A 13,448-nucleotide genomic window follows, 5' to 3' on the forward strand; every position below is an offset into this window, starting at 1 on the left:
AAAAATGACAGACTTTAAACGGACACTTATAACTACTGCACTTCCGTATGCAAATGGTCCGATTCATATCGGACATCTGGCAGGGGTATATGTACCTGCCGATATTTATGCGCGCTACCTTCGCCTGAAGAATGAAGATGTGTTGCTGATTGGTGGATCTGACGAACACGGGGTGCCCATTACCCTGAAAGCTAAAAACGAAGGTATTACGCCGCAGGATGTAGTTGATAAGTTCCATCGGATTATAAAAAAGTCATTTAAAGATTTTGGAATTTCGTTTGATGTATATTCGCGCACCAGTGCTGAAATCCATCATAAAACGGCTTCGGAGTTTTTTAAAAAAATGTACGACCAGGGGCAGTTTGTGGAAAAAACCTCGGAACAATATTTTGATGAAGAAAACCAGCAGTTTCTGGCCGATCGTTACATTATCGGAACCTGTCCTAAATGTGGGTTTGAAAAAGCGTATGGCGACCAATGCGAAAGTTGCGGAACCTCGCTCAGCCCCACTGAACTGATTAATCCTACTTCGATGATTAGCGGTAATCAGCCGGTTTTAAAGAAAACCAAACATTGGTATTTGCCTCTTGATCAATACGAACCGTGGTTGCGGGAATGGATTCTGGAAGGACACAAAGAATGGAAATCCAATGTGTATGGGCAGTGTAAATCGTGGATTGACAGCGGGCTGCAGCCCCGTGCCGTTACACGCGATCTTGAATGGGGTGTGCCGGTTCCCGTAGAAGACGCAAAAGGAAAAGTGTTGTATGTGTGGTTTGATGCGCCCATCGGCTATATTTCTGCAACCCGCGAACTAACGCCCGACTGGGAAAAATACTGGAAAGACCCTGAAACGAGGCTTCTTCATTTTATTGGAAAAGATAATATCGTTTTCCATTGTATTATTTTCCCGAGTATGCTTAAAGCAGAGGGGACTTTTAACCTTCCGGACAATGTCCCAGCCAACGAATTTTTGAATCTTGAAAACGATAAAATTTCCACATCACGAAACTGGGCAGTATGGTTGCACGAGTACCTCGAAGAATTTCCGGGGAAAGAAGATGTGCTGAAATATGTGTTGACAGCCAACGCTCCGGAAACGAAAGACAATGATTTTACCTGGAAAGATTTTCAGGCAAGAAATAATAACGAACTGGTGGCAATACTGGGTAACTTTGTGAACCGGGCACTGGTGCTTACCAACAAATATTTCGACGGGAAAGTGCCGGCAAGAGGCGAACTTACCAGCTACGACAGGGAAACGCTGACTGCTATTTCAACGATAAAAGCGGAAGTGGAAAAAAGTATTGACAGTTTTCGCTTTCGCGAGGCGCTGAAAAATGCGATGGATCTCGCGCGCCTTGGAAACAAATACCTGGCCGACGAAGAGCCCTGGAAAGTATTTAAAACCGATCCCAAACGGGTCGAAACTATTTTGAATATTTGCCTGCAGATTACAGCAAACCTCACCATTGCACTGGAACCATTTTTGCCTTTCAGTATGGAAAAACTGCGCGGGTTCCTGAATTTTGGGAAACAGGAGTGGGGTAAACTGGGCGACAGCGACCTGTTGGCAGCAAGTCATCAGGTGAACGTGCCGGAATTACTCTTTGAGAAAATTGACGACAGTGCCATTGAACAACAACTGCAAAAACTGTTCGATACCAGGAAGGCGAATGAGATGCTGGAAGCTAAAGCCAATCCGGTAAAGAAAAACATTGAGTTTGACGATTTTGGGAAAATGGATATTCGTGTGGGAACCGTGATTGAAGCGGAGAAAGTAGCCAAAACCAAAAAGCTGCTGAAACTGAAAATTGATACCGGAATAGATAAGCGTACGGTGATTTCAGGTATTGCAGAATATTATAAGCCGGAGAATTTGATTGGCAGGCAGGTTTCTATCCTGGTAAATTTAGCGCCCAAAAAACTACGTGGGATCGAATCGCAGGGTATGATTCTGTGTGCTGAAAATGCAGACGGAACATTGTCAATTGTTTCACCCGATCAGAAAGTGAAGAACGGCTCGGAAGTTAAGTGATCCGGTTTTCAGGATTGCTTTTACAACATAGGGCTGACGATATGTGCCAGCGATTCACGGAGTTTGAAAATCCAGGAACGCTGTTTCCATTCAGGAAGCTTTATTTCGCGGCTGTTTTGCAGGTCGGATAAAAAATACTTTTTAAGTCCGGCAGTAAACTCTTCATCGTAGATAAAAGCATTCACCTCGAAGTTTGTTTCTAAACTCCTAAAATCGAGATTGGTGGTGCCCACCGAGCAGAAAATATCGTCTACAATGAGGTATTTACTGTGGATAAATCCTGCTTGGTAAAAGAAAATCCGCACTCCTGCTTCAAGCAATTCTTCGATGTATGAAAACGAACTCCACATGGGAATGGCTGCATCCGATTTTTCGGGGATTAAAATACGTACATCTACATTTCCAAGGGCAGCAGTTTTCAGGGCAAAAATAATTTCGGGCGGAGGCATCAGGTAGGGAGAGGCGATATAAATTTTGCTTTTTGCACCGGCAATGGCTTTGAAAAAAGCCTGATCGATGCTTGCCCAGTCGGAGTCGGGACCACTGGCAGAGATTTGCATGGGAACGCCTTTCTCTTCGCTTAGAAGCGGGAAATATTTTTGACCTGTCAGGTTTTCATGGATAACAAAAAACCAATCGGCAGCAAAAACCACCTGTAAGCAACTTACTGCATCGCCTTCAATACGGAGGTGTGTATCGCGCCACGGGCCAATGCCTTTGGCTCCTTCCAGATACCTGTCGGCAAAGTTTATGCCTCCTGTAAATCCGGTTCTCCCGTCAACGACCACAATCTTTCTGTGGTTCCGGTAATTCACACGTGAAGTGAGACGGGGGAAGCGCACTTCCATGAATGAGTATATTTCAATGCCATTATCGCGAAGTTCTGACATGAATTTGTTTCCCAGGCTCCAACTTCCCACATCATCGATAATGATGCGCACCTCTACCCCCTGCCGGCTTTTTTTTATCAGCAAATTTTTTAACCGGTTACCGGTTTTGTCATTGGAAAGAATGTAATATTCTAAATGAATATGGTGAACGGCTGTTTCAATGGCTTCAAAAATAGAGGAAAAGGTTTCATCGGCGTTGTTCAGAATTTTAACTTTGTTGCCGGTGGTTAGTAACGCATTGGAGTTTTTCAGAAGCAGCCGGATAATGTTTTCTTTTTCTCTTACCTTGGGGTCGATATTTTGCAGTGACTGCTCGAACTGACGCAATTGCCTGAATGAGAGGCGCCGGTAACGTGTCAGGCTTTTCAATCCTTTGCGTGAAAAAAGTTTTTGTTTGCGGTATTCCTGGCCGAAGAACAGGTAGAAAAACACCCCGAATACAGGAAGAAGAATTAATGCCAGGACCCAGGCCGCCGTTTTATAAGGCGACCTTTTTTCCAGAATGATCATGATAGCTACCGGAATGGCGGTCACTAAAAACACCATGGAGAAAACCGACCAAAAATCCATACCGAAGTGCATAATAAAGATTATTTTTTGATGTTGTCGTGTTAAAAATCATAAAAATTAAATTCAAAAACAATTTTGGAATAAAATTCGTAGCAAAAATTGTTCAGAAATAAATAGAGTGAGACTATGAAACAGTTATTTTATTTTACAGGAGCATTGCTTTTTATAATAGCCTGTTCCACCCAGAAAAGAGTTGTTAAGATTGAGCCGAACGATCAGGAGATGGTGGCGGAAGACTCAACGGAATATGCTTTGGAGACTTTTGATACCAAGTTTGATACCTGGTATGCTTTACACAATAGTCCGTCGCAATACCGATCCCAGGAATATTATGAAAGCTGGAACCGTCAATATGTGGCGGCCTGGAATTATAACGCCACCCGGCCTGGCAGAAGTTCGTTTTTTGAGCCAATTGTGGGTTGGGATCCTACTGTTGACTACGGGTTTGAACTTAACCACAAATTGTTCTACTATTTTCAGTATGTAGAGCGGGTTTTGAAAATAGAAATTATGTCTGGCGGGCCGAAAAGCCTTACTCTTTAAGGGAACGAGGATGCTGGGGTATTCCGGGTATGGAAGAGATATTTTATAAGAAACAGGTGCTAACTCTGCTTGTGGAAAATTTTCAACCAGTCAGAATCCAGCCTTTCATCCGATATCAGGTTACCAGGTATTTGGGGTGATGATACCCCCTTGTAAAAGAATTTGTTCCCAATAAAAACATGGGCTTCGTCCCATAAATCTGCGCGAATAAAACTTTCCAGAAGTTGCCGGCCTCCTTCCACAATGACTGATAGTATGTTTCTTCGCTGAAATTCTGCCAGAATCTGAAGAATCATTTTTTCGTTAAAATCGATTTTTACAAAATCGATCGTTTCCGTCTCCATATTCTTTATTGAATTAAAGACCAGTGTTTTTGCAGAACCGTCGAATAGTTTCAGGTTCGGGGGCAATCGTAGGTTTTTGTCGATGACTGCCCGCAACGGGTTTTTACCCGCCCAACGACGGACGGTAAGCGATGGGTTGTCTTTTTCTGCGGTGTTGGTGCCCACTAAAATAGCACCTTCTTCCGAACGGACCTTGTGTACGAGTCTGAGAGCAAGGTCACCCGTAATCCAGGTAGGCTCTCCAAAATGTTCCCTACTGCGGTCAATGTCGATAAAACCGTCGAGCGTTTGCGCCCATTTCAAAATGACAAAAGGCCTCTTTTTTTCATGAAACGTAAAAAAGCGTTTGTTCAACGCGCGGCATTCCTTTTCTAAAATGCCTTCTTCCACTGCAACACCGGCTTTGCGGAGCTTTTCGATGCCTTTGCCTGCCACTTCGGAAAAGGAGTCGATGGTACCGATAACTACCCGGGGAATTTGTTTTTCAACGATCAAATCTGAACAGGGAGGCGTAAGGCCATGATGGGCGCAAGGTTCCAGGGTTACGTAAAGCGTACTTTCTTTCAGTAAACCGGGCTCGGAAACAGAATGTATCGCATTAACTTCAGCATGAGCTTCGCCGTACTTCTGGTGGAACCCCTCTCCGATAATTTTTCCGCGATGAACGATTACACTTCCCACCATCGGGTTGGGAGCCACATTCCCAGCCCCCAACCGGGCCAGCTCAATGCAGCGAAACATATATTTTTCATTCGTATCCATTTGCCGGGAAAAAGTATCTTTACATCGCCAAATGTAACACAATGGAGGCGACAATTCAATATATCGAACAAGAATTACATGGTTTGTATCCGAAAAATGAGGTGACGGCTTTTGTGCGCCTCATCCTTGAAAACGTTTGCGGACTAAATTATACGGAGCAGGTACTTTTGCGAAAAGAAAAGCTGGACAGTCGTTTCGGAAAGCCCGTTACGGAAATTGTGGCGCGTTTGAAAACGTACGAGCCCATCCAGTATATTTTGGGTCACACAGAATTTTTCGGACTAAAACTGAAGGTAACCCCGGCGGTATTAATTCCGCGTCCCGAAACCGAAGAACTGGTGCAATGGATTACGCAAACGGAACTTCCGGCTTCTCCTGCAATCCTCGATATTGGAACAGGGAGCGGTTGTATTGCCCTGGCCCTGAAAAATCAGTTGCCGCAAGCTACGGTAGATGCAACCGACATTTCGGATGCAGCATTGGAAACGGCCGGGGAGAATGCGGCGCTTAACGGAATTGACGTCGGTTTTTTTCAGGCCGATATTTTACGCTGGGAAGACTTTACATGGAAGATGTTCGATGTAATTGTGAGTAATCCTCCTTATGTGCGGGAATCTGAAAAAGAAGCCATGTTTCCCAATGTGTTGAAATATGAGCCGGAGAGCGCTTTGTTTGTTCATGATAATAACCCGCTGCTTTTTTACCGCCGGATAGCTGAATTTGCCCAAAGGTATTTGCAGAAAAACGGCAGGCTATTTTTTGAAATCAATGAAAATATGGGAGGGGAGATGAAAAAAATGCTGAGCGTGCACGGTTTTACCGGAATCGGGATAAAAAAAGATTTGTTTGGAAAAGAACGGATGTTACGTTGTCAGAGATAAAAAATTTGCACGTAAGATTCAGTAATTTTCTTAAAAATTGGCATTTTTACAGGGTTGGAAAGAATGAATTATAGATAAGGGAGTGAGGAAGCTTTTAAAATTCATATTGTTAGGCCTGAACCTGCTAGTGGTACTGGCGCTTTTTGTTGCCTGCCTGTCCGGATACATTTCACCAGATAAGTGGTGGATTCCTTCCTTTTTCGGATTGGCCTACCCTTTGGTTTTAGGTGCCAACCTCTTTTTTGTGGTTTTGTGGTTAATCATTCGTCCGCGTTATCTTTTGCTTTCATTGGTAGCCATTCTGGCAGGATGGAGTTTTGTGGCCCGTTTTGTACAGTTTCAGGCGAAAACATCCGAAGATGACGGCATAAAAATAATGTCGTACAACGTTCATCATTTCAGGGGGAAAGGGAAGCTTTCGCAAAAGCAGACAGCCATTGAAATTACGCGTTTTTTAAAAGAACAGCGCCCGGACATCATTTGCCTGCAAGAGGTGCGTCTCAGGAAGAACAGCATATTCAACCTTGCTCAAACAGTGGAAGGACTGGACTTTATAAACCATTATCAGTTTGCGCGAACGAGCAGTACATTCGGTTCGGTTACCTTAACCCGCTACCCCATTGTGAATATGGATGAAGTGCGCTTTGAAAATTCCAGAAACATAACCATTTATACTGATATCTTAATCGGAACAGATACTGTCCGGGTCTTTAATGTTCACTTGCACTCGTACGGCATCGACCCAAAGGATTACAGTATTATTGATTCGGGAGTTTCTTCCGAAGAAGATTTGAAGGAAGCCCGTGAGGTGGGCTCGAAGCTGAAAGCCGGGTTTCAAATGCGGGCCAGTCAGGTGGAAACTATCCGGGCAATGATTGATGAGTCGCCTTACCCTGTGATTGTTTGCGGCGATTTGAACGACGCCCCGGTATCCTATTCTTATCAGCAACTGAAAAAGGGATTGAAAGATGCTTTTGTGTCATCGGGAAAAGGAATTGGGCGTACGTATGTGAATAAGCTTTTATCTTTACGTATCGACTATATTTTTCACAGCCCCGGTTTTGGATCGTTCAATTTTCAGACTCATGATTTCCGTCATTCCGATCACTTACCGGTTTCAACAGAACTGATAAAAAAAGAGCATTAGTTCTCAGAAAGTGTTTTTATCGCCGCTACTTTATCTTTTTTCAACTGTTCGGCCAGCGTTTCTATCCCACTGAATTTTTGTTCATCCCTGATTTTTTTCGTAAAAACCAGCGTGATTTCCTTGTGGTAAAGATCACCGGAGAAGTCGAAAATATGCACCTCTATGCTACGGTTATCGGCATTTTTGTTGAAAGTAGGGCGGGAGCCAATGTTCAGCATTCCGCCATATCGTTTGTTTGAAATAAGTACCTCCACCGCATACACTCCATAACCTGGAATAAGTTTATGTGGATCGGAAGCTTCAATATTTGCCGTGGGGAATCCGATTATCCTGCCCATGCGTTTTCCTTCTACCACCGTTCCGTGGAGGGTAAACCGGTATCCCAGAAGATGGTTGGCCTTTTCAATACTTCCTTCTTCCAGGGCTTTACGTATCCGGGTGGAACTTACATGATCCTTTTCGACCGAGAGGGCGTCCAGCTTTTCAATTTCAAAACCAAAACGTTTGGCACACTTCTGTAAATATTCGAACCCACCTTCACGATTTTTTCCGAAACGATGATCGTAACCAACAACCAGGCAGTGGGTATGCATTTTCTTTACCAGAATTTCTTCTACAAATTCAGTGTAGGAAAGCTCAGAAAATGCCTTGGTGAAAGGAAAAACAATCAGGTGATCGATACCCGATTGCGCAAACAGTTCTTTTTTTTCGTTCAGGGTTGTTAAGAGTCGTAAATTGGTTTCATCGGGTGCAGTAACAAGTCGGGGGTGAGGGTAAAAAGTAAAGATAACCGACTCACCTCCATGCTCCCCGGCAATTTCTTTCAGGCGGGCAATTACTTTCCGGTGCCCTAAATGTACCCCGTCGAAAGTACCGATGGTAACCACAGGTTTGTGTGCTTTAAAACTGTTTATGTCGTGATGTATTTTCACTTGTTTTATTGCCGGTCAGCGAACATAGAATTTTTTCCTGAGATATCAGACAATATATTACTGAAAAATGGAATTGCCCACATAATCTTTAAATATTATTATTTTCGGGGATTGTTATTTCCAGAACTGTGGAAATTGTTAATTTTACGGCCTTTAATTAAAAAATCGAGATGAACATCAGCAAGTTATTATTTGCGGGAATCATTACTGCATTGGTGGCAATTGGATGCAACAGAGACAAGGGGCATTTTTCTGTTAGCGGAAAAATCACCCATGCCGAAGGGCAAACAATCTATTTCGAAGAATTGGGCGTGTCATCGTCAAAAGTTCTCGACTCGGTGAAAATCAATAAAAACGGGGAGTTTAAATTTACCGGGGAGACAAGTATTCCTACCTACTACTTATTGAAACTCTCCGAAGTTAAATTAATTACCCTTTTGGTTGATTCGGTTGAACAGGTTTTTGTAGAGGCAGACGCTGCCAATTTCGGGCGGAGCTACCGGGTAGAAGGATCGTTGGGATCCCTGCAGGTAAAAATATTGAATGATCATCTTGCCAGGACCCGTAAGCAACTCGACTCATTGCAGTCGCTGAACAATTTGTATGCAGGAAATCCGGATTATCCGCAGATGAAAAAAGAGTGGGACGCTGCCTATGATTCCATTAGGGAGGAGCAAACTGAGTTTTCGAAGAAGTTTATAATGAGCAATCCTTTTTCGATGGCTGGTGTTTTGGCGCTGTATCAACAGTTCGACAATAAGGAATACGTTGTAAAAGATTTGCAGACGATGCGTGTCGCTGCATCGGCCCTTCATTCCATTTATCCGAATTCGGCTCATGTGAAAGCGCTTTATCAAAATACACTGCAAATTTTACAGGAAGAACAAAGCGCAAAGCTTCGCCAGTTTATTCAGGAAAAGGGGGAAAACAGCCCTGATATTGTTTTGCCTAATTCCGAAGGAAAAGAAATAGCCCTTTCTTCATTGCGCGGAAAGATTGTGTTGCTACAGTTCTGGTCGGCAGTAGATCGTAATTCACGTATACAGAATGAGGCCTTGGTAGATGCATACCGGAAATACAAAAACAAAGGATTCGAGATTTACCAGGTAAGTGTGGACGAAAATCGCATTGAATGGGTAGATGCCATCGACCAGGATGGATTGAAATGGATTAATGTGGGAGATATGGAAGGAAGCAACTATGCCGCCCAGGTATATAATATTCAGTCTATTCCATACAATTACCTTTTGAACAAAGAAGGGGCAATTATTGCCCGCGACCTGAAAGGACCTGCTTTGGATAAGGCGCTTTCCAGGATACTCAATTAGTGCTTCCCGGAGTAAAATGCTTCATTCATAATAAATTGGCTGAAAAAGGGAAAATATATTTTGTGTCTGATGTTCACCTCGGTGCACCCGCGCTGAAAGATAACAGTGAACGCGAAATTTTTTTTACCAAATGGCTCGATTTTATCCGTGACGATGTGGCCGGATTGTATCTCATGGGCGATATTTTTGATTTCTGGTTTGAATACAGAAAAGTAGTGCCCCGTGGGTTTACACGGGTGTTGGGGCGCCTTGCCGATATGTCGGACAGGGGAGTTCCCATCCATTTTTTTACCGGTAATCACGATGTGTGGGTATTCGACTATCTTCCGAAGGAAATCGGGCTCACCGTTCACCGCGATACGTTTGTTACCGAAATTTATGGCAAAAAATTCTGCCTTGCCCATGGAGACGGACTAGATCCCAACGACAAAGGCTACCTGCTTTTGAAAAAGATATTTACCAGCAAAAAACTGCAATGGCTGTTTTCACGCCTTCATCCCAATTTTGCTTTTCATTTGGCCCATCAATGGTCAAAGTCGAGCCGATTGTCTAAAATGGGAGAAGAGGAAGAATTTAATGTTAAGAATGAAAGCATGTATAAATTTGCAGAAAATTTTTTGGAGAAGGAGTGGATAGATTATTTTATCTTTGGCCACCGTCATCGTATGGTCAATATGGAAATAAAAGATACATCCAGGCTAATTCTTCTCGGTGATTGGATTAAAAATTTTTCCTACGGTGTTTTTAACGGCGAAAAGTTTGTGTTGAACAAATTTACCGAATAACGGTTTGAAGAGAGATTAAGAATTATGGCGAAAAAAATATATACACGGATTATTGGAACCGGAAGTTATCTGCCACCCAATGTGGTTAAAAACAGTCATTTTCTGAATTATCAGTTTTATGATGCCTCTACAATGGAGTTGTTTGATAAACCCAATGAGGAGATTATTCAGAAATTTCGTGAGATAACAGGTATTGAAGAGCGTCGTTATGTGGCCAGTGACCAGGTTACTTCAGATTTGGCTGCGCTGGCAATAAAAGAAGCCTGCAAAACAGCTGAGATTTCGAAGGAAAGCCTTGACTTTATTATTATCGGCCATAATTTTGGAGATATCCAGGAGGGGAATGTTCGTAGTGACATGTTACCCGGCCTGGCCAACAAGGTAAAAATGAAGCTGCACATCAAGAATCCTAACTGCATTTGCCATGATGTGATTTCAGGATGTCCGGGATGGACCCAGGCAATGATTACGGCCGACGCATACATTAAAAGCGGTTTTATGAAGCGTGGCGTTGTGGTCGGCGCAGATGTCCTTTCGCGTATTTCCGATCCGCATGATCGTGATTCCATGATTTATGCCGACGGCGCCGGAGCTACCATTGTAGAAGCTGTGGAAAGCGAAGAACCCACCGGTATTCTTTCTCACTCAAGCCGTTCCGATTCAGTGAGCTATGCCAACCTGTTAACGCTTGGAGATTCCAATAACCCTGATGTTGAAGGAAATGACCTCTGGATCAAAATGATTGGTCATAAGCTTTACATTTACGCCATCAAGCATGTTCCCGGTGTGGTGAAGGAGAGCATTGAAAAAGCCGGAATTGAATTGAACGATATCAAAAAGGTTTTTATTCACCAGGCCAACGAAAAAATGGATGAAGCCATTCTGAGCGGTGTGTTCAGATTATATGGTGAAAAGAATATCCCTGAAGGAATTATGCCGATGAGCATCCGGTATCTCGGAAATTCATCGACGGCGACGGTTCCCGTTTTACTTGATTTGGTGCTGAAAGGAAAGATGGATGGACAGGAGATCAACAAAGGAGACCATGTGATAATTTGTTCTGTAGGAGCCGGAATGAATATCAATTCCATCGTTTACAAATGGTAAAAAATTGCTCCATTTTGGTTAACTTGAGCCGTTTTTAACTGTACAATATTTTCCAAAATGGGCATTGAGATTGTTTTTCTGATTGTTGGCCTTGTTTTACTGGGGGCGTTGGCTGTCATCTTTTATCTGAATTTAAAAAATCAAAAGAAAACTTCTTTTCTGAAAAATGAATTTCAGGAAAAAGAAAAACAATTTGAGAACCGGCGGATTGAAGCTGAGAAACAATCATTGGTGTGGGAGGAACGTTTCCACTCTCTAAAAACGGAAGCAGATAGTTGGAAACTGGAACTGCAAAAGACCCGAGAAGAAAATACTCATCTGGTAGGCCGGCTTGAAAAAGCAAAGTCGGAGTACCTGAACCTGCAGGAAAAGCTACAAACACAAAAAGCCGAACTGGAAGAAATTCAAAAGAAATTTACGGTTGAGTTTGAAAACATTGCCGGGAAAATTCTCAAAAAGAACAGTGAAGAATTTACCCTGGCCAATCAGAAAAATATTGGAGATGTACTGGCTCCCCTGAAAGAAAAAATCCATCTTTTTGAAAAGAAAGTGGAAGATACTTACCAGAAGGGGTTAAAAGACCAGACCGATTTGCGGGCTGAACTGAAAAAACTGTACGAGCTGAATAACCGCATCAGCGAGGAGGCCGGGAACCTGACCAAAGCCTTGAAAGGTGATGTGAAAAAGCAGGGGAATTGGGGCGAGGTGGTGTTGGATCGTATTCTGGAGCGCTCCGGACTGAATGAAGGGGAGCAGGGCTACCTGAAACAGTTTAGCGACATTTCCGACGAGGGAAAGCGTATTCAACCTGACGTGGTTATTAACCTTCCCGATGATAAACACATTATTATCGATTCCAAAGTTTCGCTGATTGCCTACGAAAGGGCGGTAAATGCAACAACCGATGAAGATCGGGCGATTCATGTAAAGAGCCATCTGCTTAGTTTGAGAACACATATCAAAGGGTTGAGCGAAAAACATTACCAGTCGGCGCGCAAATTAAATTCGCCCGATTTTGTGTTGTTGTTTATTCCCATTGAGGCATCGTTCAGCCTGGCTGTTCAGGAAGATCAGGAGTTGTTTTCCTATGCGTGGGATCAGAAAGTGGTAATTGTCAGTCCTTCAACTCTGCTGGCAACGCTACGTACCATTGCCTCTATCTGGCAACAGGAAAACCAGACGCGAAATGCACTGGAAATTGCCCGGCAGGGAGGTGCGCTTTACGACAAGTTTGTAGGGTTTATTTCCGACATGGACAAAATAGGGAACAACCTCCGGCTTACCCAAAACAGTTACAAAGATGCCATGAACAAGCTCTCGGAAGGACGGGGAAACCTAATACGTTCCACGGAGAGGCTGAAAGAGATGGGGGCTAAAGCATCAAAGGAGCTTCCGAAAAAATTGCTGGAAGATTAGGTGTTGTTTTTTAAAAAACGGAGCACTTCTTCCGTATCCTGGCGCGCGTTTACCTCGTCGTTTTTATAAACAATTTTTCCCTTTTTATCGATAATGAAAGTCCAGCGGCTGGTAGTGATACCCCTTTCCAGTTCAAACGGTTTGCCGTTAAATTCGCTTTTAAATGAGCCTCCGTCGCGGGAGGGAACCCCAAAAAGCCGGGCAATATCACCCGATTCATCCGAAAGCAGCGTAAAGTTAAGGTCGTGCGCTTCCTTGAAAAACTTTAAGCCTTCCGGGGTATCGCCACTTACACCTACTACCAGGGCATCAGCATTCTGTAGATCACTGCTCATGTCGCGGTATGCACAGGCCTGGGCCGTGCAACCACCCGTCATGGCAGCCGGATAAAAATAAACAACAAGGTATTTTTTACCTACATGTTTTTTAAGATCCCATGTACTCCCGTTGTCGGCAGTAGCAGTAAAACCGGGGACTTTATCGCCCACGTCCAGACCACTTTGTGCAAATGATCCAAAAGAAAAAGCTATCATCAGAAAGAATAGTATTGTTTTCATCTTATGCTATTTTAAATTGTACTCAAAATTACGCTCCATTATAATGATTCTTACTTGAGTCAGAACTGTTTGAAAAGTCTCATTCCTCAATGAAAAAATGAATCATTAAACAGTAATTAATACAGATAACAGGCAAAAAAGTTTTAGC

The 13,448-nt window shown here is 43.2% G+C and carries 12 protein-coding genes; 8 read left to right on the forward strand and 4 right to left on the reverse strand.

Translation table 11 applies throughout. The features are described from left to right. The first annotated feature begins 4 nt into the window (after nucleotides 1-4). Nucleotides 5-2,038: a methionine--tRNA ligase gene (gene metG, locus D1164_RS05830; RefSeq protein WP_119349006.1), complete on the forward strand. Its 2,034-nt coding sequence runs from the start codon at nucleotides 5-7 to the stop codon at nucleotides 2,036-2,038. 20 nt (nucleotides 2,039-2,058) lie between these two features. Here the strand turns inward: metG and cls are convergent, their stop codons facing one another. After that, entirely contained in the window at nucleotides 2,059-3,510 is a 1,452-nt protein-coding gene (cls, locus tag D1164_RS05835; RefSeq protein ID WP_119349007.1) for a cardiolipin synthase, read from the reverse strand. A 114-nt stretch (nucleotides 3,511-3,624) separates the two neighbouring features. Between cls and D1164_RS05840 the strand changes: the two genes are divergently transcribed. Beyond that, nucleotides 3,625-4,041: a DUF6146 family protein gene (locus D1164_RS05840; RefSeq protein WP_119349008.1), complete on the forward strand. Its 417-nt coding sequence runs from the start codon at nucleotides 3,625-3,627 to the stop codon at nucleotides 4,039-4,041. 59 nt (nucleotides 4,042-4,100) lie between these two features. Here the strand turns inward: D1164_RS05840 and ribD are convergent, their stop codons facing one another. Beyond that, nucleotides 4,101-5,126 carry a bifunctional diaminohydroxyphosphoribosylaminopyrimidine deaminase/5-amino-6-(5-phosphoribosylamino)uracil reductase RibD gene (ribD, locus tag D1164_RS05845; protein ID WP_241558260.1) on the reverse strand — a complete coding sequence of 342 codons (1,026 nt, stop codon included), beginning with the start codon at nucleotides 5,124-5,126 and terminating at the stop codon, nucleotides 4,101-4,103. A 62-nt stretch (nucleotides 5,127-5,188) separates the two neighbouring features. Here ribD and prmC point away from each other — a divergent pair, with 62 nt between their 5' ends. Both prmC and D1164_RS05855 read left to right on the forward strand, forming a co-directional pair. Beyond that, the gene (prmC, locus tag D1164_RS05850; protein ID WP_119349010.1) at nucleotides 5,189-6,028 is read left to right on the forward strand and encodes a peptide chain release factor N(5)-glutamine methyltransferase; all 840 of its coding nucleotides are present in this window, start codon (nucleotides 5,189-5,191) and stop codon (nucleotides 6,026-6,028) included. A gap of 82 nt (nucleotides 6,029-6,110) precedes the next feature. Beyond that, entirely contained in the window at nucleotides 6,111-7,175 is a 1,065-nt protein-coding gene (locus D1164_RS05855) for an endonuclease/exonuclease/phosphatase family protein (RefSeq protein ID WP_119349011.1), read from the forward strand. On the opposite strand, the gene D1164_RS05860 is transcribed toward D1164_RS05855, so the two are convergent. After that, nucleotides 7,172-8,107 (reverse strand): bifunctional riboflavin kinase/FAD synthetase, encoded by a 936-nt coding sequence (locus D1164_RS05860; RefSeq protein ID WP_119349012.1) that lies wholly within the window; start codon nucleotides 8,105-8,107, stop codon nucleotides 7,172-7,174. The two genes, D1164_RS05855 and D1164_RS05860, sit on opposite strands and share 4 nt — an antisense overlap. Before the next feature lie 170 nt (nucleotides 8,108-8,277). On the opposite strand from D1164_RS05860, the gene D1164_RS05870 reads away from it, so the two are divergent. Genes D1164_RS05870 through rmuC form a run of 4 tightly spaced genes read left to right on the forward strand, consistent with a single transcriptional unit; the run spans nucleotide 8,278 to nucleotide 12,743 of the window. Next, a complete protein-coding gene (locus D1164_RS05870; protein WP_119349014.1) occupies nucleotides 8,278-9,435 on the forward strand; it encodes a TlpA disulfide reductase family protein in 1,158 nt (385 codons plus the stop codon). A 35-nt stretch (nucleotides 9,436-9,470) separates the two neighbouring features. Beyond that, nucleotides 9,471-10,220 (forward strand): UDP-2,3-diacylglucosamine diphosphatase, encoded by a 750-nt coding sequence (locus tag D1164_RS05875; protein WP_119349060.1) that lies wholly within the window; start codon nucleotides 9,471-9,473, stop codon nucleotides 10,218-10,220. Nucleotides 10,221-10,244: 24 nt separating this feature from the next. Continuing rightward, entirely contained in the window at nucleotides 10,245-11,327 is a 1,083-nt protein-coding gene (locus D1164_RS05880; protein ID WP_119349015.1) for a 3-oxoacyl-ACP synthase III family protein, read from the forward strand. 57 nt (nucleotides 11,328-11,384) lie between these two features. After that, nucleotides 11,385-12,743 (forward strand): DNA recombination protein RmuC, encoded by a 1,359-nt coding sequence (rmuC, locus tag D1164_RS05885; protein ID WP_119349016.1) that lies wholly within the window; start codon nucleotides 11,385-11,387, stop codon nucleotides 12,741-12,743. Here rmuC and D1164_RS05890 read toward each other — a convergent pair. Further along, nucleotides 12,740-13,300 carry a peroxiredoxin gene (locus tag D1164_RS05890; RefSeq protein ID WP_119349017.1) on the reverse strand — a complete coding sequence of 187 codons (561 nt, stop codon included), beginning with the start codon at nucleotides 13,298-13,300 and terminating at the stop codon, nucleotides 12,740-12,742. The genes rmuC and D1164_RS05890 overlap by 4 nt on opposite strands. Between the last annotated feature and the right edge of the window lie 148 nt (nucleotides 13,301-13,448).

It is taken from the genome of Mariniphaga sediminis, from assembly GCF_003573545.1.
Lineage (GTDB): Bacteria > Bacteroidota > Bacteroidia > Bacteroidales > Prolixibacteraceae > Mariniphaga > Mariniphaga sediminis.